The sequence below is a fragment of the Seinonella peptonophila genome (assembly GCF_900129355.1).
In the GTDB taxonomy this organism is placed as follows: Bacteria; Bacillota; Bacilli; order Thermoactinomycetales; family Thermoactinomycetaceae; genus Seinonella; species Seinonella peptonophila.
The window spans coordinates 419,705-444,306 of sequence record NZ_FQVL01000001.1; the positions used below are offsets into that span (position 1 = coordinate 419,705).

Below are 24,602 nucleotides of genomic sequence, written 5' to 3' on the forward strand. Positions count from 1 at the left end.
TGGCAAAAACCCAGCACTCCTATGGAGGAGGACTGGGTTTTTTGTTTAATTTACCTCTTGTTTTTGTTGCTCTACATACTGTTCTTGGGTAATTAAGACTTCACGTGGCTTGCTGCCCTCATAAGGCCCCACTATTTGATTGGCTTCCATTAAATCAATCAAACGAGCAGCGCGCGTATAACCCACACGCAAGCGACGCTGGATCAAAGAAACAGAAGCAGTCTGAGCTTCGACCACCAATTGTACGGCTTGTGGATAGAGTTCATCTTGAATTTCTTGTACGGTTGAAGTTTCTTCATTTGCTTTTGGAATCATTTCTTCGTCATATTCAGGCTCTTGTTGTGTCTTAGCAAAGCGAACAACCGCCTCCACTTCAGTATCTGTAACAAAAGTACCCTGAACACGCAAAGGCTTAGACGCACCAATCGGTAAATACAACATATCTCCTCGACCTAGTAACTTCTCTGCTCCACCCATATCCAGAATCGTGCGTGAATCGGCCGAAGATGAAACAGCAAAAGCAATCCGTGAGGGGATATTGGCTTTAATCAATCCAGTGATCACATCAACCGAAGGTCGCTGAGTTGCAATAATAAGATGAATGCCCGCCGCACGCGCCATTTGTGCTAATCGACAGATGGCATCCTCTACATCTGCTGGGGCCACCATCATCAAATCAGCTAACTCGTCTACGATCACAACAATTTGCGGTAACCGCTCGATGGTCTCATCTTCTTCTGCTAATTTATTATAACGCTCCATATCTCGTGCTCCATGTTTCGCAAACAGCTCATAGCGTTTTTCCATCTCAGCAACAACGCGTTTCAATGCAATAGCTGCCTTACGCGGTTCGGTCACTACTGGAGCAAGTAAATGTGGGATACCATTATAAATATTTAATTCTACCATTTTGGGGTCAATCATCATTAATTTTACTTCATCAGGCTTTGCATTAAAGAGCAAACTAATAATGATCCCATTGATACAAACACTCTTCCCAGCCCCTGTCGCCCCAGCGACAAGTAGATGAGGCATCTTAGCTAAGTCAGCAACAATCGGCAATCCTGAGATATCACGCCCTAGACCAATACTTAATTTAGATTCAGCATTTTGATATGTATCATCTTCTAGTACATCACGTAAAGCGACAATGGAGACTTCTGAGTTAGGAACTTCAATCCCAATCGCTGACTTCCCAGGGATGGGTGCTTCCATACGAATATCTTTTGCTGCAAGTGCTAAAGCAAGATCATCCGTCAAATTGACAATCTTACTAACCTTCACCCCTACTTCAGGTTGAATCTCATATCGAGTAACGGCTGGTCCACGACTTACTTCTGTAACCCGTACACGGACACCAAAGCTCTCTAATGTTTGTGCTAATTTTTTCGCATTTGCATTAATCGACTCTTTATCGCGGGCAGAGCTTTTCTTCTGCCACTTGAGCAATTGAAGACCAGGCAAACGATAATCGACTGCCTTTTTCTTCTTTGTTGAAAAATCGACCTTGATCTCCTGCTCCACTATTTTTTCCTTCTCTGAAGCAGGTTCTTGCTCTGGTTTCTTTTGATGTTCTTGAATTCGCAAACGAAGCTGGGCACCCGTTTTCTCTGGTACAATCACTTGGTCTTCAAAATCATGAATAATGGGAGGTTGACTTACTTCTTTGGAAATCTCAGCCTCGCCTGCCATTTGCAACTGTGGAGCAGGAAGACTTTTTCTTCGTCTCCGTTCACGGTCACGACGATCATAATAAGCCCGAACAAATGCTATTAATTGTCTACGCCAATCCTTTTGCTGCTTTGACCAATTTTTGCGAAAACGTTTTGCAAAATGAACATACGAAAATCCAGTGATTAAAAGAATACCAGTTAAAATCACTGCTCCAAGCGTAAAGATTGTCCCAATATCATCGAACAAGTAGTGACAGATTGCATAGACAAAAGCTCCAACCATTCCTCCGCCTACATCAGTCGGATGGGGAGAATAGCGCTCGTTTAACAGTAAATTCCATGTCGTATCCACAATTCCAAAATTCGAATTCACTTTCAATCCATGAAAAGTAAGTAAGTGAAGGTAACCCAAAAGCGCCAGCACAACTAAGAGAACTCCTGTCATACGTGGAGTCCAATTTTGTGGCCAACGTCGTTTCACCATGACATAAAATCCAAGTCCAATCCCAAGTAGAGGAATGGTAAAATCCCATGTACCCACAACAAAACGAGAAAGATACGTAAGATTTCGTCCCAAAGCACCTACACTAGCAATTGCAATCACCGAGATGGTTAAAATTGAGATCCCATATATTTCAAATAATAATTCTTTTTTTATCTGTTTTTGTTTCTTTTTCTTTGGCATCGCAAACCACCTTTTCATCCGTTCAGACCATTACCATCTATTATAACACGGACGAAAAAGTGATGGCTAAATTTTCGGAATGAGTCTAATTGGTGTACCAGGTTGAAAACGTGGATTTAAGTAATCCTGAGGATTCGGGCTAAGCAATTGTACAATTGCTGCTTGATCACCTCTGTGCTGTTCCACCAACATAGGCACACCATCGATCTGAATTACCACACGCTCTGCCGTTTGCTGACGAGGGTCATAAAAAATAAGCTCTTCTGGTAGAATCGTATAATGAATCATGATTCTTCTCTCCCCTTTTTTTCAGCAATCAAACGATCTAATTCCTGCAAAGCATCGGCAATTCCACCTACTCGATCGATAATCCCTTGTTCAACTGCATCCATTCCAATTACATTTGTGCCAATATCACGAGCTAATTCTCCTGTTCGAAACATCAGCTGGCGTATACCTGCTTCTGAAATACGTGAATGATTTGCGATAAATCTTATCACACGATCTTGCATTCGCTCTAAGTACTCAAATGTCTGTGGGACACCGATTACCATCCCATTCATGCGAATAGGATGAATCGTCATAGTTGCCGTCTCCACAATAAAACTTGTACGTGCTGCTACTGCAATCGGTACACCAATGCTATGACCTCCTCCTAATACAATGGAAACTGTCGGCTTTCTCATCGTTGCAATCATTTCAGCAATTGCAAGACCTGCTTCTACGTCTCCTCCTACTGTGTTGAGGATGAGTAGGACTCCTTGAATTTTTGGATTTTGTTCTGCTGCAACAATTTGTGGAATGATATGTTCATACTTCGTTGTTTTATTTTGAGGAGGCATCACTAAATGACCTTCTACTTGACCAATAATGGGTATACAGTATTGATTTGTTTCAAATTGAGGTACTTGATTCGTTCCTAATTGTTGAATCGCTTGCAAAACAGCACCTTTCTTCTTATCTTGCTCTTCTTCTGGATTCTCAACATCTGAATACACCCTGTTCACCTCACATTCAATTAAACTTAGTATGTTCCTTATTTCATAATAAAAAACAACCGATATTTATCATCGGTTGTCACAGAGTGTATACAAAGTCAGGATACCCTTATTTTAGGAATTCATGGTTACGCATTTCGCCTCCAATTCAGGCTACGAAGATATGTATGCAAGGCGCCATGTCTGTTCGCTCAGAGCGGTATCAACTCGGCTACCGCCTCAGACAGTACTACCAACTATTCTTCGCTACACAGACGTGGCTTTATTGCGCCTGAAAGTCGGCTACATTGCGAACCATTTCCTCCAAGAACTTTGTTCCATATTTTCATCATCGAAGGTTCTTGTTTGGTCTAAAACAATCGATATTTACCATCGGTTGCCGTTATATGTTTATTACATTCATTTAGAATGTAGATGCTGTTTTTACGACTTCTTGTAAACCTTCCTCTATGATCTCAGCGCTACGGTCAGGATATTGATTATGACCTTCGATCAATACTACAGTTGGATCTTTTACACCAAACAAATGAAACACATTTTTCATAAAACTAATCGAGTGTTCACTTCCTGCTGGAGCTGTTGAATATTCTCCACCAGTAGCATTCAGGAATGCGACTTTTTTATCTGGAATAAGACCTACCGGACCATTCTCAGTATAACGGAAGGTTTTCCCTGCTTGACTGAGATAGTCGATATATGTGTGCAGTACTGCTGGAACTGAAAAATTCCATAACGGAAAAGCAAACACAACTTTATCTGCAGCGAGAAACTGTTCAAGTCGCTCGTCAATAATGGATATGATTTTTTGTTCTTCTTCAGTTAGCTCAAGCTGATTACCTCGTTTGAATAGTCCACTCAGCGCCAAAGCACCAAAGTAAGGTAATTCAACTTGATAGAGATCAAGTTCTTCAATTTGGTCTGTTGGATGAGTTTCACGATAAGTATGGACAAAAGCATCATACATTTTTACACTTACTGATTGATCGGCTGGTCGATCATTCGCTTTCACGATTAAAACTTTAGACAACATATTCTCCCCCTGGCACATTCATTTATTTATATACTTACTTTATGTAATGAATATAATTCAATCACTTACTTTTGTCAAGTGATGGAGGAAAAGTTTGTTTAACGATTTTAATTATGATACATTGGTACTACAGAGGTGATTTTCATGAATGAATATAACCTGTGTCCAAAATTAGAATATGCATTTCAATTACTTGGGAAACGTTGGAACGGTTTGATCATCGCCACCTTACTCTCTGGTCCTAAACGATTTAAAGATATTTCTAATACCATCTTGCCCATGAGCGATAAAATGTTAGCAGAGCGTATGCGGGAGCTTGAAGCTGAACAGATTGTAAAACGAAATGTCTATCCTGAGAAACCGGTTAGGATTGAGTACGAATTAACAGAGAAAGGCGCTGACCTTGCTCCCGTATTGGATGCAATGGAAACGTGGGCAGAAACTTGGAATATATGTAAAAATTAATCTATAAAAGACCCAGCTTTCATAGAAGGCTGGGTCTTTTATATGGACTACTCAAGCTCAATCTCTTTTATACTCCAAAAGTTTAATCTAGTATCTAATTGCTTTAAACTATCAAAAATGGAATTGATAAGACTTGATTCAGATTCATAAGCTCCAAGATTTTATCAACAAACGTTGTAACTTTTTGTAGCTCTCTTACTTGCCAGAGATAATAGTAAGGAAAGTATTTAATTTCCTCATAAAAATGATCTAATCCCAAATCGGAAGAAATCGTAGCTAATTCAAAACAATGTGGGATCTCTACAATTGCAATGTATCCGATTCACTCATTGGAATAAGTTGATGTCAAAATCCCTTCATGCTGTCGACATATTTTAAAAAATTGTTGCTGATTCATACATTTATGTCATCCTGTGACTCTGTTATTGTTTAATCTCACTACAAAAGGGTATTTCTTTTACGATATAAAGGAGTGTTTGCAATGAAAGTAGAGGATTATCTTACAATTGCATTTATCTGTCTAGTTATTATAGCTCTCTACTTTTGGCTTTAAATGATAATCATAGGATAAAACAGACAAACATATCTGATGCACCAAAATATGGAGTCATCATCGTTTGACTAGAGATATCTTAATCTCGGGATAATATTGCCAACCTGTGCTGAGCAAAAGCTAGAAAAAACTACAATCATCTTACGATTGTAGTTTTATTTTCTAGATTGCAAACCAATCACGAAACTGTTCTTGAGAAAGTCGACAACCTGTATAAAATGCCCCAAACTCTCCAAAGCGGGCGCTTACCTCATCGAACCGCATTTCTTGAACAATCTTTTTAAATTGCAAGGGATCATCAGCAAAAAGCGAAACACCCCATTCCCAATCGTCAAGTCCAATTGATCCAGTGATAATCTGTTTTACTTTCCCCGCATAAGAACGTCCGATTAAACCATGACTCTTCATCATCTCTCTTCGCTCTTCCATACTCAACATATACCAATTATCGTTTCCTGTACGACGCTTATCCATCGGATAAAAACTCATATATTCCGTGTTTGGTAACTCTGGTTTTAAGCGAGCCTGAACCCTAGGATCTGTTGTGGGGTCAGTTCCTGGGCGCACCTGATAAGCACTTAATTCTACTACCGAAGTATATGAGTAAGGGGTATTTGTATAATCTGCTAAGCGTGTTTTTTGGATCTGTTGTTTAATCTCATCAAGTTCTTTTACTGTTGGACGAAGATGAATAAGCAGCCAATCCGCCTTATGTCCTAAAATAGAATATTGTGCAAAACTTCCTTTACGCTGTTGGTCAATTGCAACAAAATGACTCGTCAAATCGATCCATTCATCTAAAATTACATTTCTCTCTTTTTCGGACAGCTTCCGCCATGCTGCCCAGTCTATGGTACGAAAATCATGTGTTGCATACCATCCATCATATGTAGTTACAGCGTCACCCATCTTGTCACTTCCCTTATCCTTGATACAAATATTATAGCAAAGGCTTAGCAACATTTCGTTTGTCAGCATTTTGTCAATCTAGTCTCTGACCACCCATTTCTTCAATGCGTATGCAACACCAGATTCAAGATTTGAACGAGTAACATAATCAACATGCTCTTGAATTTCAGGTGCTGCATTCGCTGGCGCAACCGAAAAACCAGCTACCTGAAACATACTTAGATCATTTTCATTATCGCCAAATGCAATTACCTCTTTTAGATCAATATTAAATTGATCTGCAAGAATAGTAAGCGCGTTTCCTTTTGAAACTCCTTTAGACATAATGTCTAGCAGCTGCCTCCCAGACCTCACTGAAGTTAACTTATTTTTCCATTCAATAGGAAAACTGTTTGCAAATGCTTGAAGCTCTTCCCAGTTTGAACCAACTACTAAAATTTTCAATACATTTAATTGATCAAGATGCTCTGATAACTGAGGATCAATACAAATCGGAATCTTTTCATCACGCTCACGAAATCGTTTTGTAAGACTGTTTTCCTGATTGGTGTAAATACTTGTAGTTGAATAAATCAAGTATTCAAAAGATCTTTCTTCAATCCATTTCATCACCTGCTTAGCTACCTTGATTGGTAAAGCTTGCACATGAAGAATTTCATCTGTTATAGCATTTCGAATCAATCCTCCGTTACATGAAATGACAGGTGTTGTCAACTTGAGCTGTTTAATAAATGGACGAACTGTCAGATCGGATCGACCCGTTGCAAGCAAAACATCGACTCCTTGCTTTTGAATTTGTTGTAGAACGCGTATATTTTCTTCGGAAATTTGATTTTTGTTATTTAATAATGTGCCATCCAAATCACAAACGCACCATCGAAACGAACCTTTGGATTGCTTCATGGATTGACCCCCATAAATAATGGTTTTGATACAACTACCATTATACTTCAACTTACTTGAAACCTCTTTTTAAACACTATTTCTAATAACAATCTATAAATTATGGTAAAATTCATTTCAATAAAATATTTCCACAGAAAGGACTAAACATCATGACCATTTTTTTCTATGGAGTCAATGATCCTTATTACTGTTTTTCTAACTTTTCACCATATGGCTTTCGACTAAACGATAAATGGTGGCCAACGAATGAACATTTTTTTCAAGCACAAAAATTTGCTGGAACTTTTTATGCAGAAGAAATTCGGTTAGCGAAAACCCCAAAACAAGCAGCAAATATGGGACGAGATCGAAATCTCCCTTTGCGACCTGATTGGGATATCAGCAGAAATGAGGTTATGCATTTAGGAGTCTATCAAAAATTTAAACATAACTCTGAAATTCGTGAGGTTTTACTCTCAACTGGAAATCAATTAATTGTTGAAAATGCGCCAAGCGATTACTATTGGGGTTGTGGGGCAGATGGCAGCGGTGCGAATCATTTGGGTAGAATCTTGATGGAGGTAAGAACCCAATTGAGGAAAGAAGCGCTTAAAAAAAATTAAAGCGGCATAGCCGCTTTTCAGTACAAACGATATTTTGATTGAGATTGAGTTGAAAATATCGTTTCAAACCATCTCGCAGTATCAAACTGACGTTCCCATTTCGCAATAACTATTGTAGCGAGTGAATTCCCAACAACATTTACGAGTGTTCGAATCATATCCAAAATCCGATCAATTCCTACAATAAATGCTAAACCTTCAGCAGGAATGCCTAATGCACTCAATGTAGCTATCAAAACCACAAAGGAAGCCCCAGGTACTCCAACAATTCCTTTCGAAGTAATCATTAGCACAATAAAAAGTGTCATTTGTCTCCCTGGGGTCATATTGATTCCATACATTTGTGCAATAAAGAGAATAGTCATTGCTTGAAATAAAGTAGATCCAGCAAGATTTAAAGTATTACCCATTGGTAAGACAAAAGAGATCACTGAACGGGAGCAACCGAAGTCTTCAAGTTTTACAAAGAGGCGTGGTAAGACTGAATCAGAGCTAGCAGTTGTAAACGACAATAATATTTCTGGTCTTAATAACCGGTAAAATTGGAATGGATCGATTTTCACCAAATGGGCGATTAATCCGAATACAACAAATAGGAAAATAAACATTGCCACATAGACCGAAATAACTAATTTTCCTAAAGGCCATAAGGAACCAATTCCAAATTGTGAAATAGTAACAGCTATTAAGGAGAAGACCCCAATTGGAGCTATTTTCATCACAAGATCTGTAACCCAAAACATCGCTTCTAAAACAGCTTTAAAAAAATCAACAATAATTTTCCCTCGTTCACCTATAGCAGCCGTCGCTAATCCAAAGAGAATCGAAAAGAAAATAATCGCTAACAAATCTCCTTTGGCAATCGATTGAACAATATTTTTGGGGACTACTTGTACAAAAAGATTGATGATCATTTCCGGAAAATTGTGTGTTTGTTGTTCCGCAGTTTGCTCATATTTTTGAATACTTATCTTCTGAATATGACTCCGTTCGACACTAGCACCAGGTTGAACAATTGTTGCAATTAACAGACCAAGTATAATCGCAATCATCGTAATAAATTCAAAGTAAATAATCGTTTTGCCACCTATTTTTCCTAATTTTTTGATATTATCAATGCTCGCAACGCCAATAATTAAGGATGCAATTACGATCGGAATTACGATCATCTGAATAAGATTTATAAAAACATTTCCAATAGGGAGCAGATATCGGGTCATTGACTGAGAATGTCCGTTGAACAGCAGCCCAAAGATAACGCCCAGTATTAAAGCAATTAAAATTTGGGTAGATAATCTAGTCTTTTTCATTCATATCCCTCAAGTTTATAAATATATATACAATCATATATAAAATTGTAAACAAACACAAATATTTTATTATTTACTAAGGTAGTGATGGACTTGTATGCAGTAGGCTTGATGTCTGGTACTTCGCTTGATGGAGTCGATGCTGCACTCATAAAGATCGAGCGACATCAACAGAAACCCCAAGTAGAAATGATAGATTTTATTACAATTCCCTTTTCTCCATCTCTAGAAGAAGAAATTAGAGAATGCTTATCACTTCATGAATCAAATGTACAAAAGATTTGTAGTCTCAACTATAAACTTGGTTTATTTTATGCAGATGCAGTGAAAAAAATATGCAAACAAAACCAACTTTCACTCTCCAATCTCTCCTTTATTGGCTCTCATGGACAAACGCTTTTCCACCAACCACAAAAAAATGCAAACTATGCTCCCTCCACTATGCAAATTGGTGAAGCAGCTGTGATCGCTTACGAAACTCAGACAACTGTTGTCTCCAATTTTCGAGCAATGGATCTGGCTGCTGGTGGACAAGGTGCTCCCTTGGTTCCCTATGTTGATTGGCTTCTCTATCAAAACAAAGAAACATCGCGACTTCTTCAAAACATCGGTGGTATTAGCAATGTAACCGCCTTACCTGCTGATGGAACAATTGATCACATCAGAGCATTCGACACAGGGCCAGGGAATCTTATCATTGATGAAATTTGCCGACTATTATTCCATACTTCTTTTGATCAAAGTGGAGCTTTAGCAGCCAAAGGAACAATTGATGAAGTTTTACTTCGACACTGCATGCAAATTCCATACATATCTAAAAAGCCTCCAAAATCGACTGGGCATGAACTTTTTGGGAAGGAATTTACCATTCGACTCATTCAAGCATATGACCATCTCTCGAAATATGATCTATTAGCAACACTCACTGCTTTTACAGCGCATTCAATCGTAGAAAATTATCGCTTATTCTTATTTTCCACTCACAATTATGATGAGGTAATTGTCTCAGGAGGAGGAAGTTTTAATCAAACTTTATTAAGGATGATGGAACAATTACTTCATCCATATGGAATTCGCACTATTACACTTGAAGAAATCGGTCATGTCTCAGCAGCGAAAGAGGCTATCGCATTTGCCATATTGGCATATGAAACGCTTCAACATAAACCTAGTAATATACCAAGTGCAACAGGTGCAAAAGAATCCGTTATGCTCGGTAATATCACATTTCCCAACAAGTCCGCGATGGCAAATATCACTTAATACTCTGGGTGTGTCTGATCTACCATTTGGACAAAATCCATTTCTACTACAAAACTGAATTTTTCACCCAATGAAATATCATATATTTATTATTATTCTGTATAATTAGAGAAGGAGGTGATGTTATGAAAGTATTATTCGTCTGTTCGGGTGGACTATCAAGCGGAATTATCCTGCAAACTCTGCAAGAGGAAGCAACTAAACAAGGTGTACAGATGAAAATTAAGTCAGTCGGTACTGAACAATTTGAAACAGAAATACTAAATGGTTGGGATATTGCCATGGTTGCTCCACAAGTAAGACATCGATATCAACAGTTTAAAGCTGCTGCTGATCTAGTTCAAGTTCCTTGTGAAATCATACCTCTCCAAGCATATAGTCCATTGGGTGGTTCCATGCTACTGGAAACAATCAAGCGCTGCTTAGGCATTGATTAAGGAGGGCGAAAATCATGGAAAAATGGACTTATTGGCTTGAGCATAAACTGGCCTCACCTATGACAAAATTGTCTGAACAGAGGCACTTACGGGCAATTCGTGATGGAGTCATCTCAGCTCTACCCTTTATCATTATTGGCTCATTTTTTTTAATCTTAGCTTTCCCCCCTGTTCCTGAGCAAACATGGATCGCTCAGTGGGCTCAGCAACATCGATCAGAGATTTTGATTCCATATCGACTCACAATGTTTATTATGTCACTTTACATTTCTTGTGGCATCGGCTATCACTTAGCCAAAAGCTACCGTCTTCATCCTTTGGCCGGTGCCCAATTAGCAATCGCAGGCTTACTCCTTACCATTGTTCCTACAATCATAAATGGAAACACATTCGTCTTACCAATGGTGAATTTAGGAGGACATGGATTATTTGTAGCAATTTTGGTCTCGATTATTGCTGTTGAAATACTTCGTATTTGTCAAACTCATCGCCTTACTATCACGATGCCCAAACAAGTTCCCACTTCTGTCGCCCGATCATTTGAAGCATTGATTCCTGTTGCAATCTTAATTGGTTTGATGACGCTATTCACGGTCATATTAAAACTCGATTTACATGCAATTGTTAGTTACGCAGTTACTCCCTTCGTCCGCGCAGGTGATTCACTGCTTGGTGTATTAGTCCCCGTCTTTCTGATTACCTTTTTTTGGTCGTTTGGAATCCATGGTGTCTCTGTAGTCGGAACCATTGTCCGTCCAGTCTGGGAAGTCTATTTAGCTAAAAATGCCGAAGCTGTGGCCGCTGGTCATCCAATTCCTTACATCTCACCTGAGACATTTTATCAATGGTTTATTTGGATTGGTGGCTCTGGTGCTACAATTGGCCTAGCATTTGCAATGCTTTTCTGTGCCAAATCAAAAGTATCAAAAACACTTGGTAGAACAACGATTATCCCCAGTCTGTTTAACATTAACGAACCAATCATATTTGGAGCGCCGATCGTACTAAATCCTATCCTGATCATACCATTCATTATTTGTCCGATTTTAACTGCCACACTCTCCTACATCGTTACCTATATCGGCTGGGTTCATCCCACGTATATCATGGTACCTTGGACATTACCAGCTCCAATTGGTGCTTATCTCGCTACTGGTGGGGATTGGCGGGCAATCATCCTAGTATTGACCAATATTCTCATTTCTTTCTTGATCTATCTACCATTCTTCAAAATGCATGATCGAAAACTTCATCGGCTCGAAAAAAATAATCAAACTAACTTTTGACCTTTTCTCTTCTCATAACCCGAATCTTTTTATGAAACTGTGCACTCTCTGGCAATGTAGGATGAACCATCGCTTGGTAAATTTCATCTAGCCCATATACGACACCTTTATCATCTTTATAAGTAATATGCTTTCGTTGAAATTCAGTTGGAGAATCGATCCCAACTGCCGCAGCTAACCGGAAAAGCCCTTCTCGTAGTGTAACCATATAATTTACAACGCGATACTTCTTTTCATCTATGACCAAAGCTCTTTGTAGATTAGGATCGGTCGTAGCGACTCCAACTGGGCATGCATTTGAATGGCATTTTAACGCTTGAATACAGCCTACAGAAATCATAAGACCTCTGGCAATATTTACAAAATCAGCACCCATTGCTAACGCAACGGCTATTCGATCAGGTGTAAAGAGTTTTCCAGAGGCAAAGATTTTTACAGTTTCTCGAACCCCAGCTGCCCTTAACGCTGCGTCAAGTAGTGGTAAAGCTGAATGAATCGGCAAGCCAACAGCATCTGCCAACTCTTGATAAGTTGCACCCGTTCCTCCTTCTCCACCATCGATCGTAATAAAATCTGGGCTTTGACCCGTCTGTTTGATATAGTGAGCTAATTCTTCTGCCTCTTCATAACTACCTATTACAATCTTGATCCCAACAGGTTTCTCCACCACTGCTCGTATTTGTTCGACGAATGCAAATAAACTGGGAAGATCATGAAATTGTTGAAATCGATTTGGACTATCAATCGAATGATAAGGTTTAACCAATCGAATTTTTGCAATCTCTGGTGTTACTTTCTCCGCATCAACATGCCCTCCGCGCAATTTGGCTCCCTGTGCAAGTTTTAATTCAAAAGCTTTAATTTGAGGTATTTGGCTTTTCTTCTTTAATTCCTCCCAATTAAACTCACCTTCTGGCGTACGCACACCAAAAAGACCAGGCCCAATTTGCATAATGATATCGGCTCCACCTTGTAGATGATAAGGGGAAAGCCCCCCTTCACCTGTGTTCATCCAGGTTCCTTTCGCAAGGTGTAACCCTTCCGATAATGCAGTAATAGCATGACTTCCCAACGCTCCAAAACTCATTGCTGACATTCCAATCAAGCTACGAACTTTCCAGGGGTTCTTTGTCTTTTCACCTACTATTTTTGTATCTTCTTCTGAAAGCAAGTAGGCCTGCGTAGAATCATCAATCAATCTCTCATCTCTCTGCGCAAAGAGCAATTCTTTGCGCAGAATATATTTCTTAGTTTTAACTTGCGTCTCTCGATCCATCCGGAGCTCTTCCATTTGCCTAGGAAACATTGCATTTCGAACATAATACCCTGATTTACGAAAATCCCGTTTCGAACCAAATCCAATCACATTACGCTGATACTTTGCGCTTTTTACAATATGATCATAGTCATCGCGGGAAAATGGACGACCTTCTCGATCATTATTATAGAAATATTGTCGAAGCTCTGGACCCATATTTTCGAGATAATAACGCATCCGACCTAATAAGGGGAAATTCCGCAAAATTGAATGTGTCGGTTGAAATCGATCAAAAAGATATAATCCAATTAAAATAGATACCATCACAATAAAAGCAACAATCAATATCGCAAAAAGTAGGGTAATCATATAATCTACTAAAGTCATCTACATAACCCCCGCATATATGAACATGTAATTCTACTTAGTATGGAATCGTATATGAAGGTTTATGCGATTTAATCAAAAACCCTCATTATTTTCTGTTAAACCCTAATTTCCGAACAAACTCATTCATAAAGAGTCGTTTTGGATGTGCTAACATATTGGCGATCTGTGCAGTCCAGGTATCCATTCTTTTTCCATTGGTTCTCTTACGATAGTAGTCCTGAATGATTTGATCATATTCCTGCATTTTTTCTTGAAAAATTTTTTGATCTAGTTGATACACTTCTTCATGATAGATATGTTCAATAGGTAGCCTTGGCTTTTGACTTGATTGATGGAGAGGATAACCTAATGTCATTCCAAATAAAGGAATAACATAGTCAGGTGTTTGAAGGATTTCTGTCACCTCTTTCAATTGATTGCGCAGCCCCCCAATATAACAAATCCCTAAACCCATTGACTCTGCGGCGATTGCCGCATTTTGAGCTGCTATTGATGCATCAATTAAAGCAACCATAAATTTCTCAGTACTTTCCAAAGAGGTTGAGATATCAATCGCTTTTTGCTTGCCAATCTGTTGATGTCGATATAAATCCGCACAGAAGATCAGTAAATGTCCATTTTTTTCAACATATGGCTGATTTCCAGCTAACTCTGCTAATTTTTTCTTCCTTGTATGATCTTTGACCCCAATAATGGAGTATGCTTGAATATTGCTAGATGTAGAAGCCGCTTGAGCAGCTTGAATGATTATTCGGATTTGCTGATCAGATAACTGACGATCTTCATACCTACGAATCGAACGATGTTCTAGAATTGTTTCGATGACTCGATTTAACAATTGAATAGACCTCCTTAAATAAACCTATTCTGCTCATCATTATAAGAAAGATTTTCTAATCATCCATTGATTTGGCTATATGTCAACGATCCTATTTAAAAAGGTAAAATCGATAAACGATAACATCTTTTATATACTGTACCACTAACTTTACTACGTTTATGCGGTTATATTAGGAGCTTGGATAAATTTATTTAAATAAAAAATAGCCCACTCATATTAAGCAGGCTGTATTTGTGATGGTTAAATTATAGTCATCTGTTTAACGTGGAAATGCGAAAGTCTGAGACATAGCTCTATGATCGAAATAAATTGACTTGCCTTCACAGACATGATAATTTTAACTGCATTGAAAACCTTATCAAATATTACGTTAAAGAGACTATGGTAAGGAAATGCGTTAACGGAAGATTAAATACGATCGTGGGGGTTATAATCGTCGAGAAAATCAATCGTGATGAGAAAGATGCCGCTTTTGCTAACATTGTAAACAGACTTCGCAATGCTGGTTGTGTTTTCGCCGAAGATGAAACTCGATTGCTCATTTCTTCTGCTCAGACATTGGTCGACCTAATCAGCATGGTAGAGAAACGAGAATCTGGTTTACCACTTGAACATGTGATTGGTTGGACAGATTTCTGCGGTCTGCGGATAGCAGTAGACTCAGGTGTCTTCGTACCTCGTCGACGCACTGAATTTCTTGTCCAACAGGCTGCTATTCTCGCCCGACCCAAATCCATCGTGGTTGACCTTTGCTGTGGATCAGGTGCCATAGGAGCTGTGCTGATTACATGGCTAGATCAGATCAAGTTGTACGCAGTTGATATTGACCCCATTGCAGTAAAGTGCGCACAGCGTAATCTTCCCAATGGGCAAGTATTTAGAGGCGATCTATTCAAACCGTTACCAGATGCATTAAAAGGTCACGTTGATGTCTTAGTTGCCAATGTGCCATATGTACCCACTGAATCGATCAATCTACTGCCCTCAGAAGCCCGTATCCACGAGGCACTGGTAGCACTCGATGGGGGTAAGGATGGGCTTAATATCCAACGGCGGGTGGCAGCATCTGCACCACACTGGTTATCACCAAACGGCCATCTGTTAATTGAAACAAGTGAACAACAAGCGCCACAGACGGTTGAAATCTTCGCTGCTAATGGATTGATCCCAAAAGTCGCCAGTTTTAACGAACTAGATGCCACTGTTGTCATTGGGACTAGGCCTACTCTCAAGAGGAATGACTAAAAGATGATACATTATATTCATCGCAATTTAACTTGATTTATCTTCCATTTCTTGATCACCTTGAATGGATTCAATCTGTTCATAATTATGATAACGGATGGTTTGATATAACTCATGGCGTGTTTGCATGACAGGCAAGGCTGATTGTTGTGTACCATTGGTTAATATCTCTTGAAAGACAGCTTGACACGCCTTAGCAGCAACACGTAGAGCTGTAACGGGATAAATAACGACTTGATAACCCCAATCTTGAAATTGTTTTGATGTAAAGTAAGGTGTTTTTCCGAATTCTGTCATATTCGCTAATAATGGTGCATTCACTTTCTGTCGAACATAACGAAATTCTTCCTCACTCTCTAGTGCCTCAGGAAAAAATAGATCAGCGCCGGCTGACAGATAAGCGTTCGCCCGCTCCACCATTTTTTTGATTCCTTCCACTTCTTTGGCATCAGAACGAGCTACGACAATGAGAGATGGTGCCACTTCTTTTATGATCTTTACTTTTGCTTGCATCTCCTCAATGGGCACAAGCTCTTTACCGCCCAAATGCCCACATTTTTTGGGCATTACTTGATCCTCAATCTGAACTGCCGCAACCCTAGCTTCAACCATCTCCTTTGCAGCACGAGCTACCTGCAAAGCACCACCATATCCTGTATCAATATCAACCAAAATAGGTAAGCTAGTTGCACGATTTAACTCTCTCGCTCGTTCAGCTACTTCCTGAGAGTGAATCAATCCTAAATCAGGCAATGATCGACTAGCTGTATAGGCAGCACCTGAAAGATAGAGAGCGGAAAACCCTACTTCTTTAGCGATACGCGCTGTCATCCCATCATAGGTACCAGGCAATTGTAAAATCGTCTCATCTTTAATCAACTGTCGAAAGAGCTCAGCTAATTGCTTTTGCTCTGGCTGCTCTTCTACCAACCACGTCATTGATTCAACTCCCTTTGATCAAATGGTATAAAGGTTCAGATATTCGCTGATCGTCATCGAAGCCAATTTTTCTTGATCAAGTGATATGTTTAAAATTTGCTCCACACGACGTTGAGGGAACCGGGTCTGAAGATTCTTCATAAACTTCTCTATCACTTTTGGTAATCCTTCTTTTCTACGTTTCCGATGACCAATCGGATATTCACATACAACCTTCTCTGTTTGCGTACCATCTGTGAAATGAATTTGAATAGCATTTGCAATAGAACGCTTTGTAGGATCAAGATAGTCTTTTGTATATATTGGATCTTCTTGTACAACCATTTTTGCACGCAAGTTATCGATTCTTGGGTCTTGAGCAATTTGTTCTTCATAATGTTTTGCAGTAAGCTGACCGAAAATCAAAGCGATTGCGACCATGTACTGTAAACAATGATCTCGATCAGCTGGATTGGTCAGCGGACCTGTTTTATCGATTATTCGAATGGCAGATTCATGTGTAAATATGGTCACTTGTTTAATTTTATCTAATCGATTTTTGATGATTGGATGAAGCTGAAAGCCACACTCTACGGCTGTTTGGGCATGAAACTCAGCAGGAAAAGAGATTTTGAACAAAATATTCTCCATTACATATGAACCAAATGGCTGACTTAGTTGTAACTCGGTTCCTCGAAAGAGTACATCTTGAAAACCCCATTCCTTTGCACTCAAAGCTGTAGGATAGCCCATTTCACCTTGCAATGAAATATAGGCTAATCGAACCGCTCGACTTGTTGCGTCTCCTGCTGCCCATGACTTCCGTGAGCCAGTGTTCGGATAGTGACGATAAGTACGAAGCGAACCTCCATCAATCCAGGCTTGTGAGAGTGCATTTACGATCTCTGCTTTATTTCCTCCTAATAATGCAGTCGCAACAGCAGTTGAAGCTACTTTTACAAATAAAACATGATCCAATCCAACACGGTTCAAGCTATTTTGCAATGCTAATACACCTTGCAATTCATGGGCTTTAATCATCGCTTTCCATACATCTTGTAGTGTAAAGGTTTTCTGTCTAGATCTTGTTAAGTAATCGGTAATTGCAAGGATCGCTCCAAGATTATCAGATGGATGTCCCCATTCGGCAGCCAACCATGTGTCATTATAATCAAGCCAGCGAACCAATGTACTGATATTGAAAGCACCATGTACTGGATCAAGCTCATACCTTGTTCCGGGTACACGGCAACCCGATGAAATAGTCATTCCCGGAACAAGTGGACCAATATGCTTTAAACATTCTGGGAAACGAAGGGCTAAGATTGCACAGCCCAAAGAATCAAGTAACACATAGTGTGCCATTTCATATGCTTCATTGCTAAAAGTCGGTGGTTCCAGAACATAATCCGCCATTTCTGTGAGCAGAGTATCTGCTTTTGCCATTTTTATTTCCCACCTTTTATCTTCGCAAATCAAATAATTCCTTTTCTGTCCCTCGAAAAACATTTAAATCAACATACTTTTGAATGCCTGAGATATGTCCACGATTTGAAAATTGCCAAAACAGCCACTTTCTATTTTCCAAAGTTGGAAATTTCACGATATCCCGAATCCATAGCGGATATTTATTATATTTTCCTTTTATGTAGCGATTATATGTTTTATACGTTACATAGAGAAGTGGTCGTTGTTGATAATATTTTTCTAACTGGTCAAGCAGGGTCTGTAATTGCTGATCCACTTTTTTTTGATCATGTTTCAAATGGATTTCTATATCAACCACAGGAGGTAAACTGCGATTTATCTTGGGCACTGTTTGTATAAAATGAGCTGCCTGCGCTTGTCCTGTACTTTGCATGGAAAAGAAATGATAAGCACCCACTGCTAATCCTGAATGATGAGCCAACTGCCAGTTTTTATAAAATTGGCGATCCGTAAAATCTGCTCCTTCTGTAGCTTTTATATACACGAAATGCAAATCTTTTTCCTTCTTTAACTGGCTCCAATCAATCGTAGCTTGATGATTTGAAATATCTAATCCTTTTACTTCATAAAAACTTGCGAACAGGCTATTATGCCAAATGAGTCCATAATATTCTAAGATCACACATATTAGCAGCACAATGAACCCTATCATCCACTTCTGCCATTGTTTACTCTTCATGAAAACACCCCTGCAAAAAACGGCGCCATGAATTGGTCACCGTTACTCACCTTACTCTATTTCTCTTTATATGCTTTAAACAATTGATTCAACGCTTTTTCTAATGTCGATCGAGGACAAGCAATATTCAGTCGTTGATAACCGGAACCTTGCCGTCCAAAAATAAACCCATCATTCAAACCTAGTTTTGCTTTCTGAATCATAAAATCCTTTAATTGTTGATTCGTTAAATGAAATTCACGAAAATCTAACCAAGCAAAGTAAGTTGCCTCAGGCAAATGAAACTTTACTTCTGGTATATGCTTAGACAAAAAATCACTTAAATATCTCGCATTATCTTCAATATATCGTATAACCTCAGTTAGCCATTCTTCCCCTTTTTGATAGGCAGCAATAGTCGCTTCAATACCAAAAATATTAATATGGTTGCTCGATGATTTTTGTACAACATCTACATATCGCTGATATAGCTTAGGATCAGGAATAACTGCTAAAGATGTAAACAGCCCTGGGAGATTAAAACTTTTACTTGTAGCAAAAAAAGTTAAACTACGTTTGCTCCACTCTTCTGGCAATGTATAGTATGGTGTAATCGTATGGTTTGCATAAACCAGATCAGAGTGTACTTCATCTGAAACAACAATTAATTTATGCTCTGTAGCAATTTGAGCAATGGAGAGTAATTCTTGCTGACTCCAAACACGACCAACAGGGTTATGTGGGTTACATAAAATGATCATGCGTGTTTTTTTCGTAATTTTTCGTTGCAAATCATCTAAATCAACTCTATAAGAACCATCTGCAAGTTGAACCAATGGATTTTCTACAATTTTTCGTCCACGGTTAGGTCCTACGTGAAAGAAAGGATGATAAACAGGGGGTTGAATTATTATTTCATCATCAGGTTCTGTAAAAGCATCGACAGCCAAATGAATACCTGTCATTACGCCAGGGACAAAAGTTATCCTTTTTCGATCCAATTGAAATTGATAGCGGCGAAAAACCCAATCAATCGCAGCATCATAAAACTTAGCAGGGGTTCCAGGATATCCATAGACGGGATGAGCAGCACGTTCTTGAATCGCTTTCACCACCTCTGGCGGAGAAGCAAAGTCCATATCACCAACCCAAAGTGGCAATACATCCTCACGACCAAAAATAGCTTGGTTATAATCCCATTTGATTGAATTTGTATTCTGGCGATTAATCACTTGATCAAAATCAAACTTCATTCCCTACACATCCCTTCCTATAATTATAGTAACAATGAATCCTTTTCGATATCAACTTGAGATTAAAAATCTTATTATAATATATCTACCCTCTTCAACATATAAATGTTTTATTCGAATAAACGGAGTATGCAAGATAATGAATCCCATAAAGAACAGGGATTTCCCCAAAGCAATCCGCTATAAAGAATAAAGTAACCTGCAAGCAACTCAAATCCTTATCTAGGGATCGTAACAGCGAATATGAGAATGACTAAATATCTGCATCGTACTCATTTTTTATATCAAATAGTTATTTATACATTGACATGCGCATGGGTCTGCTTTTATAATTAGTTTGGTTAATAAATAGGTAGCCTAACTAATTAATCGAAAGCAGATGATTCAAATGGAAAAAATAGACCAAGCATTCCTTAAATCCTTTATGAAGGCTTGGATTCAATTTCATCGTGCGCCACATCAACTGAAAAAAAGAGCTGATGATTGTCTAAAACCAAGTGCTTTTATCCTTTTAAGCATTTTACATGGTGAAGAAGAACCGAAAATGCTCAGTGTATCGGAACTCAGCAAAATTTTGCAAGTAACCTCACCTACTGTTACCCAATTGGTTACCCAGTTAGAAAATAATAACTTAGTCGAACGAAAAATAAACCCCAGTGATCGACGAGCAATTCTGGTAAAACTGACTGAGCAAGGAATTCAACTTGTTGATCAGCAAAGAAACAAGTTCTTAGACAGTATGAAAGGATTAATTGAATATCTTGGTGTAGATGAAAGTAAGAAATTAACAGAATTAATGAACAGAACTGTTCAATATTTCCAACAGCAACGGAGTTGATAACAGGATGAAACGACTGATACGATTTATCTCCCCATACCGAAGTTTAACTTATCTAGTAATGGGATTTCTATTTTTACAAGTCCTTTCTGATCTATTCTTACCTACTTTGATGTCAACCATTGTTGACACAGGTGTAGCAAAAGGAGATATTCCATTTATTTTAAAAACAGGGGCTATCATGTTGCTAGTGGCAATCCTTGGTATTAGTTGTTCCATTACGGCTGGCTTTTTTTCATCAAAGATTGCGGGTCGATTTGGCAAAACAATGCGGGAACGTCTATTTTCACATATTGAGCATTTTTCACTGCAAGAATTTGATCAGATGGGCACTGCAACACTCATCACACGCACAACGAACGATATTACACAAATTCAACAAGTGTTGATGATTATGCTCCGAATCATGGTCATGGCACCTTTAATGTGTATTGGTGGTATTATTATGGCTGTTTTTCAGGATACGAAGCTCTCAATGGTTTTCATTGTCATCATCCCAGTCTTGATTCTGATTATTTTTGCTGTCATTCGTAAGGCAACCCCATTGTTCCAAGCCATTCAAAAGAAAGTGGATCAACTCAACCTTGTTTTAAGAGAAGGATTAACAGGAATTCGAGTGATTCGTGCATTCAATCGTGTTAAAAAAGAACAAAATCGCTTTGAATCAGCAAATAATGACCTAATGCAAACATCGATCAAAGTGAATCGAATAATGGGCTCTATGTACCCATTGATGATGTTGATCATGAACCTTTCATCGATCTCAATCATCTGGTTTGGTGGATTACGAATTGATGCTGGACATATGCAAGTAGGCTCTCTGATGGCATTCTTACAATATGCCATGATGATCATGTTCTCACTGATGATGGCAACGATGATGTTTGTATTTATACCACGGGCTACTGCTTCAGCAAAACGGATTGATGAAGTTTTACAATTAACGCCAGTTATACATGATCCAGAAGAATTTCAAGCTCCAGAAACAAAAAAAGGAGTCATTGAATTTGATCAAGTTACTTTCCATTATCCTGGAGCAGAAAAACCGGCTATCTCGAATCTGACCTTTACAGCAGAACCAGGGAAAGTAACTGCCATCATCGGTGGCACAGGTGCAGGCAAAACAAGTCTACTCAATTTAATCCCTCGATTCTATGACCCAGACAAAGGTGAAATTCGCATCGATGGAATCCCTATTCAAAATATGACTCAGGAGGAATTGAGATCATATATTGGTCTTGTTCCACAAAAATCTGTTCTATTTACAGGTACAGCCACCGATAATATACGTTATGGAAAAGAAGATGCCTCAGAAGATGAAGTAAAGCATGCTGCAATCATTGCCCAGGCGGCTGAGTTTATTGAGGAAATGCCGGAAAAATATAATTCGATGCTTTCCCAAGGCGGCTCTAATCTTTCAGGAGGACAAAAGCAACGTCTCGCTATTGCAAGAGCATTAGTTCGGAATGCTTTGATTTATCTATTTGATGATAGCTTTTCAGCACTTGATTTTAAAACGGATGCGAAATTACGAGCAGCGTTAAGAGCAGAAACTACAAATTCAACCGTATTTATTGTTGCACAGCGGGTAACCACCGTACTAGATGCGGATCAAATTATTGTCTTAAACGAAGGTGAAATCAGTGGAATTGGTACACATCATGAACTAATGGAGAGTTGTGAGGTTTATCGTGAGATTGTCTCATCTCAACTTTCAGAGGAGGAGATTGCATGAGTCAGAATCAAACAAGATCAAAGCCCTCCTTTGGCGGTCACCGTGGACCCGTAATGGGTATGCCCACAGAAAAAGCGAAAGATTTCAAAGGAACACTATTGCGATTGATCAGTTATTTAAAACCACAGCAAGGACGTTTATTTGTCGTCCTGTTTACGGCCCTGCTCAGTACTCTCTTTACTATTGTGGGTCCAAAAATAATGGGGAAAGCTACAACAAAGATTTTTGAAGGTGTCAAGCTAAAATGGCAGGGAGTAGCAGGAGCAGCAATCGATTTTGAATATGTCGGGAACATTTTGTTACTCCTTCTGTTTCTATACTTGATCAGCTCCTTATTTAATTATCTGCAACAATATTTAATGGCTGGAGTAGCCCAACGAACTGTCTTTCAACTGCGACAAGAAGTAAACCAAAAGCTAGATCGTTTGCCGCTTTCATTTTTTGATCGTCATGCACATGGTGAGATTTTAAGCCGGGCAGTAAACGATGTAGACAATATCAGTAATACACTTCAGCAAAGTTTAACCCAATTTATTACTTCTGCTGTAACTTTGCTCGGTGTGATCGTGATGATGTTAACAATCAGTCCCATTATGACATTAATTGTATTGTTAACACTACCACTCAGCCTCTTTGTAACAAAAGGTATCGCATCTCGTTCACAGCGATATTATATCAATCAACAAAGTTCCTTAGGTAAACTAAATGGTCATGTCGAAGAAATGTTTACAGGGCATCAAATCGTCAAAGCGTTTGGACATGAGAACAAATCGATACAGCAATTTAATGAGATTAACGAACAGTTATATCACTCAAGCTGGAAAGCTCAATTTGTGACTGGGATTATTATGCCCTTGATGAGTTTTATTGGAAATATTGGCTTCATCTTAGTAAGTATTGTTGGTGGTGTACTTGTTACCAAACAATCGATTGCTATTGGAGATATCCAAGCTTTTATCCAATATTCAGGACAGTTTACCCAACCCATTACTTCGCTAGCAAATATCACCAACATTATTCAGTCGACGATTGCTTCAGCTGAACGAGTGTTTGAGTTATTGGATGAAACTGAACAACAACCAGAGAAAGTAGATGCAACGCAACTCACCCAACCAAGAGGGAAAGTTGAATTTAAAGATGTTTCATTTCGCTATAAACCAGAGACCTCTCTAATCAAGAATATGAACATTCAAATCAATCCTGGACAAACAGTAGCAATTGTTGGACCGACTGGAGCGGGCAAAACGACGCTTATCAACCTACTGATGCGTTTTTATGAGCTTGACCATGGCAAAATTACCATCGATGGAGTCGATATTACTGAATTGAACCGAGCTGATCTTCGCCAATTATTTGGGATGGTACTACAAGATACTTGGCTCTTTCACGGCACCATTCGAGATAATATTGCTTATGGGCGTGAAGATGCAACAGATGAAGAAATCTATGCAGCAGCACGTGCAGCATCTGCTGATAGCTTTATTCGATCGCTGCCAGAAGGCTACGATACAATTCTGAACGAAGAGGCTTCTAATATTTCCCAAGGACAAAAGCAATTACTTACCATCGCTAGGGCTATTTTGGCTGATCCAGCAATTTTAATCCTCGATGAAGCAACTAGTAGTGTTGATACTCGAACAGAGATTATGATTCAGCAAGCAATGAATCGATTAATGGAAGGTCGCACCAGTTTTGTCATTGCACATAGACTTTCTACAATTCGAGATGCTGATTTGATCCTGGTGATGAATCATGGACAAGTAATTGAACAAGGGAATCATAATCAATTACTTGAACAAAATGGATTCTATGCTGATTTGTATAACAGCCAATTCACGGGAAAAACAATAGCTGTATAAAC

Annotated in this window: 22 protein-coding genes; 9 read left to right on the plus strand and 13 right to left on the minus strand. The window is 38.9% G+C overall.

The features are described 5' to 3' along the window. Nucleotides 1-45: 45 nt before the first annotated feature. The 4 genes from BUB71_RS01990 to BUB71_RS02005 all read right to left on the minus strand — a co-directional run bounded on the left by BUB71_RS01990 (nt 46) and on the right by BUB71_RS02005 (nt 4,383). A complete protein-coding gene (locus BUB71_RS01990; protein ID WP_073151146.1) occupies nt 46-2,358 on the minus strand; it encodes an FtsK/SpoIIIE family DNA translocase in 2,313 nt (770 codons plus the stop codon). Between the two features lie 66 nt (nt 2,359-2,424). Next, nucleotides 2,425-2,646, minus strand: coding sequence for a YlzJ-like family protein (locus tag BUB71_RS01995; protein WP_073151149.1), 222 nt, complete (start codon nt 2,644-2,646; stop codon nt 2,425-2,427). Further along, nucleotides 2,643-3,356: a ClpP family protease gene (locus BUB71_RS02000; RefSeq protein ID WP_139278954.1), complete on the minus strand. Its 714-nt coding sequence runs from the start codon at nt 3,354-3,356 to the stop codon at nt 2,643-2,645. Before BUB71_RS02000 ends, BUB71_RS01995 begins: the two co-directional genes overlap by 4 nt. 403 nt (nt 3,357-3,759) lie before the next feature. After that, nucleotides 3,760-4,383, minus strand: coding sequence for an FMN-dependent NADH-azoreductase (locus BUB71_RS02005; RefSeq protein WP_073152682.1), 624 nt, complete (start codon nt 4,381-4,383; stop codon nt 3,760-3,762). A 147-nt stretch (nt 4,384-4,530) separates the two neighbouring features. Here BUB71_RS02005 and BUB71_RS02010 point away from each other — a divergent pair, with 147 nt between their 5' ends. Next, on the plus strand, nt 4,531-4,851 hold the full coding sequence (locus tag BUB71_RS02010) for a winged helix-turn-helix transcriptional regulator (RefSeq protein ID WP_073151159.1): 321 nt from the start codon (nt 4,531-4,533) through the stop codon (nt 4,849-4,851). A gap of 715 nt (nt 4,852-5,566) precedes the next feature. Here the strand turns inward: BUB71_RS02010 and hemQ are convergent. Together hemQ and BUB71_RS02020 are read right to left on the minus strand one after the other, a co-directional pair. Continuing rightward, nucleotides 5,567-6,313, minus strand: a complete 747-nt coding sequence (hemQ, locus tag BUB71_RS02015; RefSeq protein ID WP_073151162.1) for a hydrogen peroxide-dependent heme synthase — start codon at nt 6,311-6,313, stop codon at nt 5,567-5,569. A gap of 78 nt (nt 6,314-6,391) precedes the next feature. Next, nucleotides 6,392-7,216, minus strand: a complete 825-nt coding sequence (locus BUB71_RS02020) for a Cof-type HAD-IIB family hydrolase (RefSeq protein ID WP_073151166.1) — start codon at nt 7,214-7,216, stop codon at nt 6,392-6,394. A 152-nt stretch (nt 7,217-7,368) separates the two neighbouring features. Between BUB71_RS02020 and BUB71_RS02025 the strand changes: the two genes are divergently transcribed. Beyond that, entirely contained in the window at nt 7,369-7,821 is a 453-nt protein-coding gene (locus BUB71_RS02025) for an NADAR family protein (RefSeq protein WP_073151169.1), read from the plus strand. A 17-nt stretch (nt 7,822-7,838) separates the two neighbouring features. Here BUB71_RS02025 and BUB71_RS02030 read toward each other — a convergent pair whose 3' ends face one another. After that, nucleotides 7,839-9,131, minus strand: coding sequence for a dicarboxylate/amino acid:cation symporter (locus BUB71_RS02030; RefSeq protein WP_073151172.1), 1,293 nt, complete (start codon nt 9,129-9,131; stop codon nt 7,839-7,841). Between the two features lie 93 nt (nt 9,132-9,224). Here BUB71_RS02030 and anmK point away from each other — a divergent pair, with 93 nt between their 5' ends. The 3 genes from anmK to BUB71_RS02045 all read left to right on the plus strand — a co-directional run bounded on the left by anmK (nt 9,225) and on the right by BUB71_RS02045 (nt 12,117). Continuing rightward, on the plus strand, nt 9,225-10,394 hold the full coding sequence (gene anmK / locus BUB71_RS02035) for an anhydro-N-acetylmuramic acid kinase AnmK (protein ID WP_175552282.1): 1,170 nt from the start codon (nt 9,225-9,227) through the stop codon (nt 10,392-10,394). 125 nt (nt 10,395-10,519) lie between these two features. Continuing rightward, nucleotides 10,520-10,831, plus strand: a complete 312-nt coding sequence (locus BUB71_RS02040; protein ID WP_073151179.1) for a PTS sugar transporter subunit IIB — start codon at nt 10,520-10,522, stop codon at nt 10,829-10,831. Nucleotides 10,832-10,845: 14 nt separating this feature from the next. Further along, on the plus strand, nt 10,846-12,117 hold the full coding sequence (locus BUB71_RS02045; RefSeq protein WP_073151182.1) for a PTS sugar transporter subunit IIC: 1,272 nt from the start codon (nt 10,846-10,848) through the stop codon (nt 12,115-12,117). Here the strand turns inward: BUB71_RS02045 and BUB71_RS02050 are convergent. Together BUB71_RS02050 and nfsA are read right to left on the minus strand one after the other, a co-directional pair. After that, nucleotides 12,107-13,762, minus strand: a complete 1,656-nt coding sequence (locus BUB71_RS02050; protein ID WP_073151185.1) for an FMN-binding glutamate synthase family protein — start codon at nt 13,760-13,762, stop codon at nt 12,107-12,109. The genes BUB71_RS02045 and BUB71_RS02050 overlap by 11 nt on opposite strands. An 88-nt stretch (nt 13,763-13,850) precedes the next feature. Next, nucleotides 13,851-14,603 (minus strand): oxygen-insensitive NADPH nitroreductase, encoded by a 753-nt coding sequence (gene nfsA, locus BUB71_RS02055; RefSeq protein WP_073151188.1) that lies wholly within the window; start codon nt 14,601-14,603, stop codon nt 13,851-13,853. 432 nt (nt 14,604-15,035) lie between these two features. On the opposite strand from nfsA, the gene BUB71_RS02060 reads away from it, so the two are divergent. Next, a complete protein-coding gene (locus BUB71_RS02060) occupies nt 15,036-15,851 on the plus strand; it encodes a putative protein N(5)-glutamine methyltransferase (RefSeq protein ID WP_422785128.1) in 816 nt (271 codons plus the stop codon). A 27-nt stretch (nt 15,852-15,878) separates the two neighbouring features. Here the strand turns inward: BUB71_RS02060 and prpB are convergent, their stop codons facing one another. The 4 genes from prpB to BUB71_RS02080 are packed head-to-tail and all read right to left on the minus strand — an operon-like array spanning nt 15,879 to nt 20,168. Then, nucleotides 15,879-16,790 (minus strand): methylisocitrate lyase, encoded by a 912-nt coding sequence (prpB, locus tag BUB71_RS02065; RefSeq protein WP_073151192.1) that lies wholly within the window; start codon nt 16,788-16,790, stop codon nt 15,879-15,881. A gap of 18 nt (nt 16,791-16,808) precedes the next feature. Beyond that, the gene (locus tag BUB71_RS02070; protein ID WP_073151195.1) at nt 16,809-18,215 is read right to left on the minus strand and encodes a bifunctional 2-methylcitrate dehydratase/aconitate hydratase; all 1,407 of its coding nucleotides are present in this window, start codon (nt 18,213-18,215) and stop codon (nt 16,809-16,811) included. A gap of 16 nt (nt 18,216-18,231) precedes the next feature. Further along, the gene (locus BUB71_RS02075) at nt 18,232-18,936 is read right to left on the minus strand and encodes a GH25 family lysozyme (protein ID WP_084730937.1); all 705 of its coding nucleotides are present in this window, start codon (nt 18,934-18,936) and stop codon (nt 18,232-18,234) included. A gap of 56 nt (nt 18,937-18,992) precedes the next feature. After that, on the minus strand, nt 18,993-20,168 hold the full coding sequence (locus tag BUB71_RS02080; protein ID WP_073151198.1) for a MalY/PatB family protein: 1,176 nt from the start codon (nt 20,166-20,168) through the stop codon (nt 18,993-18,995). A gap of 388 nt (nt 20,169-20,556) precedes the next feature. Between BUB71_RS02080 and BUB71_RS02085 the strand changes: the two genes are divergently transcribed. From BUB71_RS02085 to BUB71_RS02095, 3 genes are read left to right on the plus strand one after another with little or no spacing between them, the layout of a single operon-like run. Beyond that, the gene (locus BUB71_RS02085; protein WP_175552253.1) at nt 20,557-21,006 is read left to right on the plus strand and encodes a MarR family winged helix-turn-helix transcriptional regulator; all 450 of its coding nucleotides are present in this window, start codon (nt 20,557-20,559) and stop codon (nt 21,004-21,006) included. A gap of 7 nt (nt 21,007-21,013) precedes the next feature. After that, nucleotides 21,014-22,741 carry an ABC transporter ATP-binding protein gene (locus tag BUB71_RS02090; protein WP_073151201.1) on the plus strand — a complete coding sequence of 576 codons (1,728 nt, stop codon included), beginning with the start codon at nt 21,014-21,016 and terminating at the stop codon, nt 22,739-22,741. Continuing rightward, nucleotides 22,738-24,600 carry an ABC transporter ATP-binding protein gene (locus BUB71_RS02095; protein ID WP_073151205.1) on the plus strand — a complete coding sequence of 621 codons (1,863 nt, stop codon included), beginning with the start codon at nt 22,738-22,740 and terminating at the stop codon, nt 24,598-24,600. Before BUB71_RS02090 ends, BUB71_RS02095 begins: the two co-directional genes overlap by 4 nt. Nucleotides 24,601-24,602: the final 2 nt, after the last annotated feature.

Excerpts from the sequence above, each read along its gene's own strand:
- prpB (WP_073151192.1), bottom strand. The coding sequence starts at position 16,790 with ATGACGTGGTTGGTAGAAGAGCAGCCAGAGCAAAAGCAATTAGCTGAG.
- BUB71_RS02045 (WP_073151182.1), top strand. The coding sequence starts at position 10,846 with ATGGAAAAATGGACTTATTGGCTTGAGCATAAACTGGCCTCACCTATG.
- BUB71_RS02075 (WP_084730937.1), bottom strand. The coding sequence starts at position 18,936 with ATGAAGAGTAAACAATGGCAGAAGTGGATGATAGGGTTCATTGTGCTG.
- BUB71_RS02090 (WP_073151201.1), top strand. The coding sequence starts at position 21,014 with ATGAAACGACTGATACGATTTATCTCCCCATACCGAAGTTTAACTTAT.
- BUB71_RS02050 (WP_073151185.1), bottom strand. The coding sequence starts at position 13,762 with ATGACTTTAGTAGATTATATGATTACCCTACTTTTTGCGATATTGATT.
- BUB71_RS01990 (WP_073151146.1), bottom strand. The coding sequence starts at position 2,358 with ATGCCAAAGAAAAAGAAACAAAAACAGATAAAAAAAGAATTATTATTT.
- hemQ (WP_073151162.1), bottom strand. The coding sequence starts at position 6,313 with ATGGGTGACGCTGTAACTACATATGATGGATGGTATGCAACACATGAT.
- BUB71_RS02020 (WP_073151166.1), bottom strand. The coding sequence starts at position 7,216 with ATGAAGCAATCCAAAGGTTCGTTTCGATGGTGCGTTTGTGATTTGGAT.
- BUB71_RS02070 (WP_073151195.1), bottom strand. The coding sequence starts at position 18,215 with ATGGCAAAAGCAGATACTCTGCTCACAGAAATGGCGGATTATGTTCTG.
- BUB71_RS01995 (WP_073151149.1), bottom strand. The coding sequence starts at position 2,646 with ATGATTCATTATACGATTCTACCAGAAGAGCTTATTTTTTATGACCCT.
- BUB71_RS02080 (WP_073151198.1), bottom strand. The coding sequence starts at position 20,168 with ATGAAGTTTGATTTTGATCAAGTGATTAATCGCCAGAATACAAATTCA.
- BUB71_RS02095 (WP_073151205.1), top strand. The coding sequence starts at position 22,738 with ATGAGTCAGAATCAAACAAGATCAAAGCCCTCCTTTGGCGGTCACCGT.
- BUB71_RS02040 (WP_073151179.1), top strand. The coding sequence starts at position 10,520 with ATGAAAGTATTATTCGTCTGTTCGGGTGGACTATCAAGCGGAATTATC.
- BUB71_RS02025 (WP_073151169.1), top strand. The coding sequence starts at position 7,369 with ATGACCATTTTTTTCTATGGAGTCAATGATCCTTATTACTGTTTTTCT.
- BUB71_RS02030 (WP_073151172.1), bottom strand. The coding sequence starts at position 9,131 with ATGAAAAAGACTAGATTATCTACCCAAATTTTAATTGCTTTAATACTG.
- BUB71_RS02085 (WP_175552253.1), top strand. The coding sequence starts at position 20,557 with ATGGAAAAAATAGACCAAGCATTCCTTAAATCCTTTATGAAGGCTTGG.
- BUB71_RS02010 (WP_073151159.1), top strand. The coding sequence starts at position 4,531 with ATGAATGAATATAACCTGTGTCCAAAATTAGAATATGCATTTCAATTA.